Raw genomic sequence first — 13815 nt, 5'->3', positions numbered from 1 at the left:
TCAGGACACTCCACGGAACGCCCGCAGCCGCCGGTAGGCATCGAGGCCGTCCGGCACCCACGGCCAGTCGGCGAGCCGCCGCTCCAGCTCCTCGTCGGTGAGGAAGGTGTGCCAGGCGACCTCTTCCGCCTGCGGCTTCACCGGCAGCTCGCACCGCACCTGGTACACGTACGACCACCAGCTGTGCCCGTCGCCGTCGTAAAGGAACTTGAAGAGCGGCTCCGGCCGGGGGAGCCCCGTGACACCCAGCTCCTCCTCGGCCTCCCGCAGCGCCGCCTCGCCGTACGTCTCGCCCGCACCGACCACCCCGCCGACGAACATGTCGTAGTGGGACGGGAAGACCAGCTTGGTGGCGGTCCTGCGGTGCACGAAGATCCGGCCGTCGGCGTCCCGGGCCTCGATGAACGCGCAGCGGTGGCGCAGGCCGCGCGCGGTCGCCTCGCCGCGCGTGGCCTGCCCGACGACCTCGTCGTTCTCGTCGACGATGTCCAGGATCTCGTCAGAAGGTGTCATGCACCTCATCCAACAGCAGACCGCCCGGGGGTGATCACTGGCCCATGACGTACTTGACGGTCGGGCCGGTGGTCCAGCCGCCGTCCACGGCGAGTTCGGCGCCGGTGATGTAGGAGGCGGCGTCCGAGAGCAGGAAGACGACGGCCTCGGCGATCTCACCGGCCTCACCGACCCGGCCCATCGGGGTGTTGGGGTAGTTGCCGTCACCCTGCTGGATGCCGACCGAGGCGGTCATCGGCGTGTAGACCATGCCGGGGTGCACCGAGTTCACCCGCACCTTCGCCGTGCCGAGCTCCACCGCGCCGACCTTCGTCAGCCCGCGCACGCCCCACTTGGACGCGCCGTAGCTGGAGGTCAGGGCCAGGCCCATCAGCCCGGCGGCAGAGGAGATGTTGACGATCGAGCCGCCGCCGTTCTCCTTCATCAGCGGGATCACCGTCTTCATGCCGATGAAGACGGCCGTCAGGTTGATGTCGATGACCCTGCGGAAGTGCTCGACCGTCTCGCTCTCCAGCGGCTGCCCGGTGGAGACCCCGGCGTTGTTGACCAGGCCGTCGATCCGGCCGAACTCGGAGAGGGCGAACGCGGCGACGCGCTGCCAGTCCTCCTCCGAGGTCACGTCGTGGTGGACGAAGCGGGCCTTCGCGCCGAGCTCCGCGGCGGTCGCCGCGCCCTCCTCGTCGAGTACATCGGTGATCACGACGTTCGCGCCGCCGGCCACGGCGAGGCGCGCGGCCTCTGCCCCGAGGCCGCGGGCGGCGCCGGTGATGACGACGGTCCGGTCGGTGAGGTTGTTCTTGTCGGTCATGACATGTCCTTCATGCGGTGCGGGTGGTTCATGTGATGCGGGTGGTTCATGTGGTGCGGTGGTTCACGCGCCCTGCGGCGCGGGGGCGTCCAGGAACGCGGTGGTGGTCCCGACGAGATCGGCCAGGAAGAGCCCCTGGCCGGTCAGCGGCTCCGTGCCGTCGAGCCCCTGGCGGGCGCGGTCGGCCAGCGCCGCGCCGATCAGGGTGAGCGCCAGATCGAGCCGCTCCAGCCGGACCGGCTCCGGCAGTGTGTCCAGCCGGTCCCGGATCCGGCCGATCAGCCGGCCGTAGGCGGTGCCGTCCAGGGCCGGGTGTAGGGGGCCGGTCCGCAGACCGGTCTCGTGGCTCAGCTGGGCCGAGATCCGCAGACAGCGCCGGCCCCGGTCATCGGTGAGCAGGCTCGCCTCCGCCGTCACCAGCGCGGTGAGCAGCTCCCGTACACCGCAGCCGGCGCCCAGCCCGTCGAGCAGCGGCGCCACCACCTGCTCCGTACGGGCCTGGCGGCCGGCCATCACGGCGTCGAGCAGCCCGGCGCGGGAACCGAAGTGGTACTGGACCGCCGACGGATTGCTCTGGCCCGCCAGCCGGACGATGTCCCGCAGCTGGGCGCCGTCCGTACCCTGCGCGGCGAAGATCTCCTCGGCCGCGCGGATCAGCTTTTCCCTGGTCTCTTGTCCCGACGTTCGCGCCATACCGGCAACTGTAATGATGGCCATTATTAATTGCCAGGACGGGGCGGCCGCACTCCTGTGAGAAAAGGGACACCGGACGCTGTGCGCGTACCGGCTTCAGCGCGGCTCAAGGGTCTTGGTGCGCCGCCCGCCCACCGGCCCCTCCGGCATCGCCGGATGCAGCCCCAGCAGCACGATCCCGGTCACGATCGCCGCGAGCCCGGCCGCCTGCCAGGCCAGCGCGCCGGTGTCGGTGCGCACCTGGTCGCCGAGGAACCCGATGCCGCAGGCGATCCCGGCCAGCGGCTGGGCCGCGGTCAGCGCGGGCAGCGACATCCGCAGCGGTCCCGTCTCGAACGCGCTCTGCACCAGGAGCAGCCCCGTCACCCCCAGGACCAGTACCGCGTACGGCTGCCAGCTCATCACCAGCGCCGCCCAGCCGTCGTCCCCGATCAGCTGGCCGCTCACCCGGGTCAGCGCGTCCTGGAGTCCGTACAGCAGTCCGGCCGCCACCGCGAGGAGCGCCGGGGCCGCCACGGACCGCGAGCGTGCCGCGTACATGGTGAGCGCCAGGGCGATGCCCGCCACCACGCCGATCACCAGCCAGTGCCGCAGCGGGCTCGACACCGCGGAGCCGCCCTTCGGCTCGCCCGCCAGCAGGAACGCGGCGACCCCGCAGGCCAGCAGCCAGAGCCCGGCCCAGCCCTGCCGTCCGAGGCGCTGGCCGGTGCGGTGGCGGGACAGGGTCATCGCGAAGAGCAGATTGGTGGCCAGCAGCGGTTCGACGACGGAGACCTCGCCCTTGCCCAGGGCCAGCGCGCCCAGCACCATGCCGCAGACCATCAGGCCGATACCGGCCAGCCAGCTGCGTACCCGCATCAGGTCCAGCAGCAGCCGGAACGACAGATAGTCGCTCTTCGGGGCGTGGCTGGCGGCGGCCTGCTGCAGCACGAAGCCGAAGCCCAGACAGCAGGCCGCGCTCACGGCGAGTACCAGAACCAGCACCGACACGCTTCTCTACCCCAAGTCAGGCCGGAAGAGAGTGAATTGTTTCGACGATAGCGCCTGGACGCCACCGGTGCGGCCGGAGTGCCGCCGACCGGGCGGTTGACGCCGGGGCGGCCGGTACCGAAGATCTGACGCACCAGTAACTTCGCGAGGAACCTCACGGGCAGGTGCGGACCCTCCGCCGGACCGTGTCCGGATCGCCCCGACAAGGATGGAACCCATGGCGTACGACGCTGATGTGATCGTGATCGGGGCGGGACTCGCCGGGCTGGTCGCCACCGCCGAGCTGGTCGACGCGGGCCGCTCGGTGATCGTGCTCGACCAGGAGCCCGAGCAGTCGCTCGGCGGTCAGGCGCACTGGTCCTTCGGCGGGCTCTTCCTCGTCGACTCACCCGAACAGCGCCGGATGCGGATCAAGGACACGCATGAACTGGCCCTCCAGGACTGGCTGGGCACGGCGGGCTTCGACCGCGAGGAGGACCACTGGCCGAGGAAGTGGGCCGAGGCGTACGTCGACTTCGCCGCCGGTGAGAAGCGCTCCTGGCTGCACCAGCAGGGCATGCGGTTCTTCCCCGTCGTCGGCTGGGCCGAGCGCGGCGGGTACGACGCGAACGGCCACGGCAACTCCGTCCCCCGCTTCCACATCACCTGGGGCACCGGGCCCGGTGTCGTCGCCCCGTTCGAGCGCCGGGTCCGCGAGGGCGTCGCCAAGGGCCTGGTCACCTTCCGCTTCCGCCACCGGGTCACCGGTCTCGGCCGCACCGGGGGCGCCATCGACACCGTCAGCGGCGAGATCCTGGAGCCGAGCGGCGCGGCGCGCGGGACCGCGAGCAGCCGCGAGGCGGCCGGCGCCTTCGAGCTGCGGGCCCAGGCGGTGATCGTCACCTCCGGCGGCATCGGCGGCAACCACGAGCTCGTGCGCAAGCAGTGGCCGCAGCGGCTCGGCACCCCGCCCGACAGGATGCTCTGCGGCGTGCCCGCCCACGTGGACGGGCTGATGCTCGGCATCACGGAGGAGGCGGGCGCCCACCACATCAACCGCGACCGGATGTGGCACTACACCGAGGGCATCGAGAACTGGAACCCGATCTGGGCCAAGCACGCCATCCGCATCCTGCCCGGCCCTTCCTCGCTCTGGCTGGACGCCCGGGGCAAGCGGCTGCCCGTCCCGCTCTTCCCCGGCTTCGACACGCTCGGCACCCTCGAACACATCATGCGCACCGGCCACGACTACACCTGGTTCGTGCTGGACCAGAAGATCATCGGCAAGGAGTTCGCGCTCTCCGGCTCCGAGCAGAACCCCGACCTGACCGGCAAGTCCGTCCGGGGCGTGATCGGCCGGGCGCGCGCGGACGTGCCCGCTCCGGTGAAGGCGTTCATGGACAACGGGGCGGACTTCGTCGTCGAGGACGACCTCGGCGCCCTGGTGCGCGGCATGAACGCCCTGACCGGCGACGGGCTCATCGACGAGGACGACCTGCGCCGCGAGATCACCGCCCGCGACCGCGAGATCGCCAACCCCTTCACCAAGGACCTCCAGATCACCGCGATCCGGGGCGCCCGCGCCTACCTGGGCGACAAGCTGATCCGGACCGCCGCGCCGCACCGCATCCTCGACCCCAAGGCCGGGCCGCTGATCGCCGTACGGCTGAACATCCTCACCCGCAAATCGCTCGGCGGCCTGGAGACGGACCTGTCCTCCCGGGTCCTCACCGCGGACGGCACCCCGCTGGCCGGGGTCTACGCGGCCGGCGAGGCGGCCGGGTTCGGCGGCGGCGGGGTGCACGGCTACCGGTCGCTGGAGGGCACCTTCCTCGGCGGCTGCATCTTCTCCGGCCGGGCCGCCGGCCGGGCCGCGGCCCAGGCGGTCGGCTGACGGCTGCCCCGCCGGGCTCCGCGCGCCGCGTTCGCGCGTCCGTCCGGTGGGGTTCGGTGCCCGGGACCGTGCGCGGGCGCCGGATCCGGGCATGGGAAGAAGATGCCAGGAGTAGCCGAACCCGTCATCAACCTCGTCCGGCGCACCACCGAGCCCGTGGCCGCGCAGACCCTGCGCTCCACGGGCGCGGCGGTGATCGCCTTTGCCGTGGCGACCGCGACGCTGACCGAACCCGCACCGCTGACCGCACCGCTGACCGCGCTGCTCGTCGTCCAGGTCACCCTCTACGCCACCGTCAACATGTCGGTCAAGCGTGTGACCGCCGTGGTCGTCGGCGTCCTCATCGCGAGCGGATTCAGCGCCCTGGTCGGCCTGTCCTGGTGGAGCCTGGGGCTGACCATCTTCACCGCGCTGATCATCGGCAGACTGGTCCGGGTCGACGAGTTCGTCCCCGAGGTGGCGATCAGCGCCATGCTGGTCCTCGGCGTCACCTCGGTGTCCGCGAGGACGAGCATGGCGTGGGAGCGCGTGTTCGAGACGTTGATCGGCGCGGGCGTGGGCCTGCTGTTCAACCTGCTGTTCGCCCCGCCCGTCTGGGTGCAGACCGCGGGCACGTCCATCGACGGACTGGCCCGCGAGATGGGGCAGATGTTCCGCGACCTGGGCAGCGACCTCGCCCGTCCGGTCACCGTCCCGGAGGCGGCGGACCGGCTGCACCGGGCCCGCCGTCTCGACCACGACATCGTCGAGGTGGACGCCTCCCTGCGGCAGGCGGAGGAAAGCCTCATGCTCAATCCGAGGGTGCGGCAGGGGCTGCTCCACCGGGTGGTGCTGCGCACCGGTCTGGACACGCTGGAGATCTGCGCGGTCGTCGTGCGGGTGCTGTCCAGGACGCTGACCGACCTCGCCAAGGACCGGGGCGACGAACCCCTGTTCCCCGCCGAGGTCGCCGCCCACATCACGGAACTGTTCGGACAGATGGCGGGGGCCATCGAAAGCTTCTCGGTGCTCATCACCACCCCGATGGCCGCCAGCGCGGAGGAGGCGGAGGACCGGCTCGCCGACGCGCTCACCACCAGCCGGGCGACCCGCGACCTGGTGGCGGACATGCTGCTGGCCGCCGTCCAGGAACACCCCAGGAAGTGGCAGCTGCACGGGGCCCTGCTCGCCGAGGTGGACCGCATCCTGGACGAGCTGGACATCGAGAAGCGCGCCGAGCGCCTGGGCCAGGAGCTCGACCGGCGTTCGGCCGATCTGCACGAGCGCCATCCCCGGCTGCTCACGTTCCGGCGCCGGCTGGGCCTCGTGAAGGGCGCGGGCCGGGAGAAGGGGGCCGAGGAGGCCCAGGCGCGGTGAGCCCGCTCAGCCCTGCGGGGCGTCGGGGCCGACGCGCTCGACGACCCGGAACCGCTCGGCGACGATCATCGTGTCGTCGTCCACGGTGAACTCCGGGTCGCCGAGCGCGTCCCGCATCTCCTCGCTGTGCCAGAACCGCTCGTGGCCCGCCCGCCACTCGGCGACCGACGCATAGCCCTCGCCCTCGTCCAGCGCGTGCTGGAGGCCGACGTCGGCGAGCCGCAGCACACGCACCTCGGTCACTTCGAGCACCGCGATCTCCCGGCCGCCGGAGTCGATGAGGGCGGACCGCTCACCGACCGGAGGCAGCTCCTCCCTCTCGATCTCGTACTCCACGAGCAGGCCGGAGGTCGACACCTTCCGCCCGTCCAGGACCGCGGCGACCAACTGGTCGCGCAGCGGGCCGGGGAAGGCGAGCAGGAAGGGCTTGAGGGCTTCGCGGTTCGGCATGGCGCAAGTCTGGCATCCGCCCCGCGCCCGCCGCGCGGAGATTCTGACGGGTCGGTGACGTCCGGGCGCAGCCCCTGGCGTCCGGCGGCCCGGAGTGCTCGAATCAAGGAGTGAACAGTCCTCCTCCCGGCGCCGGCCCCGATCCGGCGGCGCCCGGACCCGATCCGGACGCCGTCGGCGCCCCCGTCGGCCGCCGCCTGGTCCTGACGATGCTCGGCCTCGGCGCCGCCGGGCTGGTCGCCGCGCCGGTCCTGCAGCGGACCCTGGAATCCGGTCTGGGCGCGGTCGCCGACAAGGACCCCACCGGGCTGACCGGCCTGCTGCCCAACGGCGGCGGCTTCCGGTACTACTCGGTGGCGTCCTCCGTACCGTCGAAGGGCGCGGCCGACTACCGGCTGACCGTCGACGGACTGGTCGACCACCCGGCCACGTACACCCTGGACGCCCTGAAGGCGCTGCCGCAGACGCGGATGGTGCGGGACGTCCAGTGCGTCACCGGCTGGCGGGTGCCGCAGACCCCGTTCGAGGGCGTACGGCTCTCCGCGCTGCTGGACGCGGCGGGGGTCCGGCCGGACGCGAAGGCGATCCGTTTCACCTGCTTCGACGGCACCTACAGCGAGAGCCTCACCCTCGCCCAGGCCCGCCGAGCCGACGTGCTGGTCGCGCTGCGCATGCAGGACCGGCCGGTGCCCCACTCCCACGGCGGCCCGGTCCGGCTCTACGTGGCCCCGATGTACTTCTACAAGTCGGCGAAATGGCTCTCCGGGATCACCGTCACGGACTCCGTACGCCCCGGATACTGGGAGGAGCTCGGCTATGACGTCGACGCCTGGGTCGGCCGGTCCAACGGCCGTGACGACGCCCCCACGACCTGAGGCATCCGGCCGGGTACGGCGGTTCGGCCGGCCGGTGCGCTGGGTGCACCGCACCACCGCGGCCCTGATGCTCCTCTGCGTGGCGTCGGCCGCCTGTCTGTACGTGCCGCAGTTCGCCGAACTCGTCGGCCGCCGCCATCTGGTGGTCACCGTCCACGAGTGGTCCGGGCTGCTCATTCCCGTACCGCTGCTGGCGGGGCTGCTGGCGCGGTCCCTGCGCGCCGATCTGGGCCGGCTCAACCGCTTCGGGCCGCACGACCGGCAGTGGCTGCGGGCGGTCCGCCGCCGGGACCGGCGGCCGGGGTCGCGGCCCGCCGGGAAGTTCAACGCCGGGCAGAAGCTGTACGCGGCCTGGATCGCGGGTGCGGTGCTGGTGATGGCGGGGACCGGGCTGCTGATGTGGTTCACCGGGCTGGCCCCGCTGATGTGGCGGACCGGCGCGACCTTCGTCCACGACTGGCTGGCCCTGGCCGTCGGCCTGGTGCTGGCCGGTCACATCGCGATGGCGTACGCCGACCCGGAGGCACGCCGCGGCATGCGCTCCGGGTCGGTGGGGCGGGAGTGGGCCCGCCGTGAGCACCCGCTGTGGCGGGCGCCGGACGAGCCGCTAGAGGATCAGCGACAGCAGCAGGATGAAGACCAGTGAGACCACGGAGATGATGGTCTCCATGACCGACCAGGTCTTCACCGTCTGGCCGACGTCCATCCCGAAGTACTCCTTCACCAGCCAGAACCCGGCGTCGTTGACATGGCTGAAGAAGAGCGAGCCCGCGCCCACGGCCAGCACCAGCAGTGCGACGTGGGAGGTCGACATGTCGGCCGCCAGCGGGGCGACCAGACCGGCCGCCGAGATGGTGGCGACGGTCGCGGAGCCGGTCGCGAGCCGGATCGCCACGGCGATCAGCCAGCCGAGCAGCAGCGCGGGGATCGACCAGCTCTCGGATATGTCCAGGATCATCTGGCCCACGCCGGCGTCGACCAGGGTCTGCTTGAACCCGCCGCCCGCGCCGACGATCAGCAGCACCCCGGCGATCGGGGCGAGGGACTTCTCGACGGTGGAGGAGAGCCGGCCCTTGGTGAAACCGGCCGCCCGGCCCAGCGTGAACATGGCGACGATGACGGCCGCCAGCAGTGCGATCAGCGGCGAGCCGATCACGTCGGTCACCCGCTGGAGACCCTGCTCGGGGTCGTCCACGACGATGTCCACGAGCGCCTTGACCAGCATCAGGACGACGGGCAGCAGGATCGTCGCCAGCGTGGCGCCGAAGCTGGGCCGGCGGTCCAGGTCCTCCGACGGGCGCTGCGGGATCATCTTCTCCGGCGCCTTGATGTCCACCCAGCGGGCGGCGTAGCGCGAGAAGACCGGACCCGCGAGGATCACCGTCGGGATCGCGACGACCACACCGAGGGCCAGCGTGATGCCGAGGTTGGCGCCGAGGGCGTCGATCGCCACCAGCGGGCCGGGGTGCGGGGGGATGAGCCCGTGCATCACGGAGAGGCCGGCCAGGGCCGGGATGCCGATCCGCATCAGGGAGTAGTTGCCGCGCTTGGCGACGAGCAGCACCACCGGGATCATCAGCACGATCCCGACCTCGAAGAACAGCGGCAGACCGACGATCGAGGCGATCAGGACCATCGCCCAGGGCATGGCCCGGTTGCTCGTCCGCGCGAGGATGGTGTCGACGATCTGGTCCGCACCGCCGGAGTCGGCGAGCAGCTTGCCCAGGATCGCGCCGAGCGCGATGAGGACACCGACGCCCGCGACGGTCGAGCCGAGGCCCGCGGTGAAGCTCGCGATCGTCTTCTCCGGCGCGGCGCCGGCGAACGAACCGAGCGCCAGCGAGCCGATGGTGAGCGCGAGGAACGCGTGCATCTTGAACTTGGTGATGAGCAGGACGATGACGGCGATGCCCGCCAGGACGGCAATGCCCAACTGGGCGTTGCCGGCCGAGGTGATCGGTTCGACGGCGTCCGCTGCCAGCGTCTCGACGCTGAGACTGGTCACGGTGATGATCCTTAGTTCTCGAGCCGGCGCAACGCGGCGACGGCTCGCTGGGTGATTTCCTCCGGGGTGCCGGCCACATCCACGGCGACCCCGGCCTCGTCGTCAGCCAGGGGCTGGAGGGTGGCGAACTGCGAGTCGAGGAGCGCGGCCGGCATGAAGTGGCCCTTGCGGTCCGCCATCCGCTCCTCGATCAGGGACCGGTCGCCGGTCAGATGCAGGAACACGGCACCGGGAGCCTCCGCGCGCAGCCGGTCGCGGTAGGCCCGCTTCAGCGCCGAGCTGCTGACCACGCCGCCGAGCCCGGCCCGGCCGTGTGCCCACTGGCCGATCGCGTCGAGCCAGGGCCACCGGTCGGCATCCTCCAGCGGAGTGCCGGCCGACATCTTGGCGATGTTCGCCGGGGGGTGGAAATCGTCGCCCTCGGCGTACGGAACGCCCAGTGCGGCGGCGAGCAGGGGGCCGATCGTGGTCTTGCCGGTCCCTGCCACGCCCATCACCACGACGACGTGGGGGGTGCTCATTACGGTGCCTCGCTGTCCTCGTCGATGTCTTCCTCGACATCGGTCCGTCGCGCTACTGAAACTCATACGTACGACTTATTCAAGATGCTGTGACATAAACGTCGTACTTAATGTTCCCGAGAGGTGCCCCGTACCCTTGGTCCATGACCACACCTGCCCAGGGGCTGCATACGCATGTGCTGGACACCCTGGGTCTGGAGATCGCCGCGGGAGAGCACCTGCCCGGCCAGGTGCTGCGCACCGACGAGCTGGCCCGACGCTTCGACGTCTCCCGTACGGTCGTACGCGAGGTCGTCCGCGTCCTGGAGTCCATGCACCTGGTCGAGTCCCGGCGCCGGGTCGGCGTGACCGTGCGGCCGACCGAGGAGTGGAACGTCTACGACCCGCAGGTCATCCGGTGGCGGCTGGCCGGCACCGACCGGCCGCGCCAGCTGCGCTCACTGACGGTGCTGCGCTCGGCGATCGAGCCCGTCGCCGCCTCGCTCGCCGCCCGGCACGCCACCCCTGACCAGTGCGCGCAGCTCACCGAGCGGGCCCTCGGCATGGTCGCCACCTCGCGCGGCCAGCAGCTGGAGGGGTATCTGGAACACGACATCGCCTTCCACCGCATCGTCCTCAACGCCTCCGGCAACGAGATGTTCGCCCGCCTCGGGGACGTGGTCGCGGAGGTCCTGGCGGGACGCACCCACCACCAGGTGATGTTCGAGGACCCCGACCCGGCCGCCGTCACCCTCCACGTCCGGCTCGCCGAAGCGGTGCGCGAGGGCGACGCGGCGCAGGCGGAGCGGCTCACGAAGGAGATCGCGGTGGGCGCCCTGCACGAGCTGGACGTACTCGCGCCCTGAAGGCGGCCGCGCCCGGCCCTGCCGCACCCCGCACGGCGTACCGTTGTCCGTGATCGATCCTCGGGAACACATCGCTCCCAAGGGCGTGAATCGGTCTTCGGGAACGTCGGGAAAGGGAGTCCACGGGAATGGCGCAGCACGTACAAGGGGTCATCGCACCGGGAAAGAACGAGCCGGTACGGGTCGAGACGATCGTCATCCCGGACCCCGGCCCCGGCGAGGCCGTGGTGAAGATCCAGGCGTGCGGCGTGTGCCACACCGATCTGCACTACAAGCAGGGCGGCATCAACGACGAGTTCCCCTTCCTCCTCGGCCACGAGGCCGCGGGTGTCGTGGAGTCCGTCGGCGAGGGCGTCACGGACGTCGAACCGGGCGACTTCGTCGTCCTCAACTGGCGCGCGGTGTGCGGGCAGTGCCGCGCCTGTCTGCGAGGCCGCCCCTGGTACTGCTTCGACACCCACAACGCCAAGCAGAAGATGACCCTGCTGGACGGCACCGAGCTGTCGCCCGCGCTCGGCATCGGCGCCTTCGCGGAGAAGACCCTGGTCGCCTCCGGCCAGTGCACCAAGGTCGACCCCGAGGTCGCCCCGGCCGTCGCCGGACTCCTCGGCTGCGGCGTTATGGCGGGCATCGGCGCCGCCATCAACACCGGTCAGGTCGGCCGGGGCGACTCGGTCGCCGTCATCGGCTGCGGCGGCGTCGGTGACGCGGCGATCGCCGGTGCCCGGCTCGCCGGTGCGGCGAAGATCATCGCGGTGGACATCGACGACCGCAAGCTGGAGACGGCGAAGAAGATGGGTGCCACGCACTCCGTCAACTCCCGCGCCCAGGACCCGGTCGAGGCCATCCGCGCACTCACCGACGGCAACGGCGCCGACGTCGTCATCGAGGCGGTCGGCCGCCCGGAGACGTACAAGCAGGCGTTCTACGCCCGCGACCTCGCCGGCACCGTCGTCCTGGTCGGCGTCCCCACCCCGGAGATGCAGCTCGAACTCCCACTCCTGGACGTCTTCGGCCGGGGCGGCTCGCTCAAGTCCTCCTGGTACGGCGACTGCCTGCCCTCGCGCGACTTCCCGATGCTCATCGACCTCCACCAGCAGGGCCGGATCGACCTCGGCGCGTTCGTCACCGAGACCATCGCGCTCGGAGACATCGAGCAGGCCTTCGCCCGGATGCACGACGGCGACGTCCTGCGCTCGGTGGTGGTCCTCTGATGACCGCCCGCATCGACCACCTCGTCACCTCCGGCACCTTCGCCCTGGACGGCGGCGAATGGGACGTCGACAACAACGTCTGGATCGTCGGTGACGACACGGAGGCGGTCGTCATCGACGCCGCCCACGACGCCGCCGCGATCGAGGCCGCGCTGAACGGCCGTACGCTGCGCGCCATCATCTGCACCCACGCGCACAACGACCACATCGACGCGGCCCCGGCGCTCGCCGACGCCACCGGCGCGCCGATCCTGCTGCACCCCGACGACCTGCCGCTGTGGAAGCAGACCCACCCGGACCGGGCCCCCGACGGCGAACTCGCCGACGGCCAGGAGTTGACGATCGCCGGTACGGCCCTCAAGGTGCTGCACACGCCGGGACACGCCCCGGGCGCTGTCTGCCTGTACGCCCCCGGGCTGTCCACCGTCTTCACCGGCGACACGCTCTTCCGGGGCGGGCCCGGCGCCACCGGCCGGTCGTTCTCCCACTTCCCGACGATCGTCGCCTCGATCAGGGACCGGCTGCTCGCCCTCGACCCGGACACCGCCGTCCGCACCGGGCACGGTGACTCCACGACCATCGGCGCGGAGGCCCCGCACCTGGACGAATGGATCGCCCGCGGCCACTGAGGGCGGGACTCACCCCTGCGGCCACGCGGAGAGCCGCAGCCCGCTCTCGAAGCGGCGCGGCTCTCCCGTGACCGGGTCGGTGAACTCCAGCACCCGCGCCAGCAGTTGGAGCGGGCGCGACCAGTCGTCCGGCGCCCCCTCCGCCTCGACCACGGGATAGACCGGGTCATGGACGAGCGGCAGCCCCAGGCCGTTCATGTGGACCCGCAGCTGATGCGTCCGCCCGGTGGCGGGCAGCAGCCGGTAGCGGCCGAGGCCCTCCCGGTGCTCCAGCAGCTCGATCCGGCTCTCGCTGTTCGGCTCGCCCGGCTCCTCACGGGCGGCGATCACCCCGCGCTCCTTGACGATCAGGCTGCGCACGGTGCGCGGGAAGGCGAGGCGCGCGTCGTACGGCGCCACCGCCTCGTACTCCTTGCGCACCAGGCGGTCCCGGAACAGCGTCTGGTAGGCGCCCCGCTCCTCGGGCCGCACGACGAACAGCACGAGCCCCGCCGTCAGCCGGTCGAGCCGGTGCGCCGGCTGGAGCAGCGGAAGGCCCAGCTCGCGGCGGAGCCGGGCCACCGCCGTCTCGGTGATGTGCCGGCCGCGCGGCGTCGTCGCCAGGAAGTGCGGCTTGTCCGCGACGACCAGGTGCTCGTCACGGTGCACGACACCGACCGGGAACGGCACCGGCTCCTCCGGCGCGAAGTCCCGGTGGAACCAGAGGTACCGGCCCGCCGCGTACGGCTCCCGGCCCGTCACCGGGCCCTTGGCCGAGACGAACCGGCCGGCCGCGATCATGGCGTCGAGCCGGTCCGCCCCGATCGCGCCGCCGAACCGCTCCAGCAGATGATCACGCACCGTGGGCCACTGCCCACCGGGGTCCTCGGGGAGCCGCACCCGCACCGGATCGATCCCGTCGCGCTGCGGCAACGGGGACGGGGGAGGCTTGGCGCGGCCCCTCACCGGGGGCCGCCCGGCGCCCGGGTGCTGGTTCTCATGGTGCGGAGGATCCTTCCACAGCGGGCGAGCCCCGCGCGTCAGCGGGGCTCGCCCGGCACGCC

15 protein-coding genes are annotated in these 13815 nt (G+C 71.8%); 7 read left to right on the top strand and 8 right to left on the bottom strand.

The window, feature by feature from the left end:
- The 4 genes from OG892_RS07090 to OG892_RS07075 form a co-directional block, all read right to left on the bottom strand.
- Positions 1 to 513 (bottom strand): NUDIX hydrolase, encoded by a 513-nt coding sequence (locus tag OG892_RS07090; protein ID WP_371628710.1) that lies wholly within the window; start codon positions 511 to 513, stop codon positions 1 to 3.
- 34 nt (positions 514 to 547) lie between these two features.
- A complete protein-coding gene (locus OG892_RS07085) occupies positions 548 to 1321 on the bottom strand; it encodes a glucose 1-dehydrogenase (protein ID WP_371628709.1) in 774 nt (257 codons plus the stop codon).
- 63 nt (positions 1322 to 1384) lie between these two features.
- Positions 1385 to 2014 carry a TetR/AcrR family transcriptional regulator gene (locus tag OG892_RS07080; RefSeq protein WP_371628708.1) on the bottom strand — a complete coding sequence of 210 codons (630 nt, stop codon included), beginning with the start codon at positions 2012 to 2014 and terminating at the stop codon, positions 1385 to 1387.
- A 96-nt stretch (positions 2015 to 2110) separates the two neighbouring features.
- Positions 2111 to 3004: a DMT family transporter gene (locus OG892_RS07075; RefSeq protein ID WP_073739365.1), complete on the bottom strand. Its 894-nt coding sequence runs from the start codon at positions 3002 to 3004 to the stop codon at positions 2111 to 2113.
- A gap of 217 nt (positions 3005 to 3221) precedes the next feature.
- Between OG892_RS07075 and OG892_RS07070 the strand changes: the two genes are divergently transcribed.
- Positions 3222 to 4877, top strand: coding sequence for an FAD-binding dehydrogenase (locus OG892_RS07070; protein WP_073739366.1), 1656 nt, complete (start codon positions 3222 to 3224; stop codon positions 4875 to 4877).
- Between the two features lie 102 nt (positions 4878 to 4979).
- Positions 4980 to 6233: an aromatic acid exporter family protein gene (locus OG892_RS07065; protein ID WP_327336131.1), complete on the top strand. Its 1254-nt coding sequence runs from the start codon at positions 4980 to 4982 to the stop codon at positions 6231 to 6233.
- Positions 6234 to 6239: 6 nt separating this feature from the next.
- On the opposite strand, the gene OG892_RS07060 is transcribed toward OG892_RS07065, so the two are convergent.
- Positions 6240 to 6683: an ASCH domain-containing protein gene (locus OG892_RS07060; RefSeq protein WP_371628707.1), complete on the bottom strand. Its 444-nt coding sequence runs from the start codon at positions 6681 to 6683 to the stop codon at positions 6240 to 6242.
- A gap of 110 nt (positions 6684 to 6793) precedes the next feature.
- On the opposite strand from OG892_RS07060, the gene OG892_RS07055 reads away from it, so the two are divergent.
- Both OG892_RS07055 and OG892_RS07050 read left to right on the top strand, forming a co-directional pair.
- Positions 6794 to 7558, top strand: coding sequence for a molybdopterin-dependent oxidoreductase (locus OG892_RS07055; RefSeq protein WP_371628706.1), 765 nt, complete (start codon positions 6794 to 6796; stop codon positions 7556 to 7558).
- Positions 7500 to 8204, top strand: coding sequence for a cytochrome b/b6 domain-containing protein (locus OG892_RS07050; RefSeq protein WP_371628705.1), 705 nt, complete (start codon positions 7500 to 7502; stop codon positions 8202 to 8204). Before OG892_RS07055 ends, OG892_RS07050 begins: the two co-directional genes overlap by 59 nt.
- Here the strand turns inward: OG892_RS07050 and OG892_RS07045 are convergent.
- Both OG892_RS07045 and OG892_RS07040 read right to left on the bottom strand, forming a co-directional pair.
- Positions 8166 to 9563 (bottom strand): GntP family permease, encoded by a 1398-nt coding sequence (locus OG892_RS07045; RefSeq protein WP_073737348.1) that lies wholly within the window; start codon positions 9561 to 9563, stop codon positions 8166 to 8168. The genes OG892_RS07050 and OG892_RS07045 overlap by 39 nt on opposite strands.
- A gap of 11 nt (positions 9564 to 9574) precedes the next feature.
- Positions 9575 to 10084 (bottom strand): gluconokinase, encoded by a 510-nt coding sequence (locus tag OG892_RS07040; protein ID WP_073737349.1) that lies wholly within the window; start codon positions 10082 to 10084, stop codon positions 9575 to 9577.
- Between the two features lie 143 nt (positions 10085 to 10227).
- On the opposite strand from OG892_RS07040, the gene OG892_RS07035 reads away from it, so the two are divergent.
- The 3 genes from OG892_RS07035 (at position 10228) to OG892_RS07025 (ending at position 12772) form a co-directional block, all read left to right on the top strand.
- Positions 10228 to 10929, top strand: a complete 702-nt coding sequence (locus OG892_RS07035; RefSeq protein ID WP_073737350.1) for a FadR/GntR family transcriptional regulator — start codon at positions 10228 to 10230, stop codon at positions 10927 to 10929.
- A 128-nt stretch (positions 10930 to 11057) separates the two neighbouring features.
- Positions 11058 to 12143: an S-(hydroxymethyl)mycothiol dehydrogenase gene (locus tag OG892_RS07030; protein ID WP_328867615.1), complete on the top strand. Its 1086-nt coding sequence runs from the start codon at positions 11058 to 11060 to the stop codon at positions 12141 to 12143.
- Positions 12143 to 12772, top strand: coding sequence for an MBL fold metallo-hydrolase (locus OG892_RS07025; RefSeq protein ID WP_328867616.1), 630 nt, complete (start codon positions 12143 to 12145; stop codon positions 12770 to 12772). The genes OG892_RS07030 and OG892_RS07025 overlap by 1 nt, the downstream gene beginning before the upstream one ends.
- 9 nt (positions 12773 to 12781) lie before the next feature.
- On the opposite strand, the gene OG892_RS07020 is transcribed toward OG892_RS07025, so the two are convergent.
- Positions 12782 to 13717: a pseudouridine synthase gene (locus tag OG892_RS07020; RefSeq protein ID WP_328867617.1), complete on the bottom strand. Its 936-nt coding sequence runs from the start codon at positions 13715 to 13717 to the stop codon at positions 12782 to 12784.
- Positions 13718 to 13815 lie beyond the last annotated feature (98 nt).

The organism is Streptomyces sp. NBC_00341 (assembly GCF_041435055.1).
Classification (GTDB): Bacteria; Actinomycetota; Actinomycetes; order Streptomycetales; family Streptomycetaceae; genus Streptomyces.
The sequence above is the reverse complement of the archived record's forward strand: the minus strand, read 5'-3'. Positions and strand labels throughout refer to the sequence as shown.

Bases quoted from the DNA above. Each gene is read 5' to 3' on its own strand.
- OG892_RS07060 (WP_371628707.1), bottom strand. From the start codon at position 6,683: ATGCCGAACCGCGAAGCCCTCAAGCCCTTCCTGCTCGCCTTCCCCGGC.
- OG892_RS07085 (WP_371628709.1), bottom strand. From the start codon at position 1,321: ATGACCGACAAGAACAACCTCACCGACCGGACCGTCGTCATCACCGGC.
- OG892_RS07025 (WP_328867616.1), top strand. From the start codon at position 12,143: ATGACCGCCCGCATCGACCACCTCGTCACCTCCGGCACCTTCGCCCTG.
- OG892_RS07030 (WP_328867615.1), top strand. From the start codon at position 11,058: ATGGCGCAGCACGTACAAGGGGTCATCGCACCGGGAAAGAACGAGCCG.
- OG892_RS07035 (WP_073737350.1), top strand. From the start codon at position 10,228: ATGACCACACCTGCCCAGGGGCTGCATACGCATGTGCTGGACACCCTG.
- OG892_RS07040 (WP_073737349.1), bottom strand. From the start codon at position 10,084: ATGAGCACCCCCCACGTCGTCGTGGTGATGGGCGTGGCAGGGACCGGC.
- OG892_RS07070 (WP_073739366.1), top strand. From the start codon at position 3,222: ATGGCGTACGACGCTGATGTGATCGTGATCGGGGCGGGACTCGCCGGG.
- OG892_RS07050 (WP_371628705.1), top strand. From the start codon at position 7,500: ATGACGTCGACGCCTGGGTCGGCCGGTCCAACGGCCGTGACGACGCCC.
- OG892_RS07090 (WP_371628710.1), bottom strand. From the start codon at position 513: ATGACACCTTCTGACGAGATCCTGGACATCGTCGACGAGAACGACGAG.
- OG892_RS07080 (WP_371628708.1), bottom strand. From the start codon at position 2,014: ATGGCGCGAACGTCGGGACAAGAGACCAGGGAAAAGCTGATCCGCGCG.
- OG892_RS07065 (WP_327336131.1), top strand. From the start codon at position 4,980: ATGCCAGGAGTAGCCGAACCCGTCATCAACCTCGTCCGGCGCACCACC.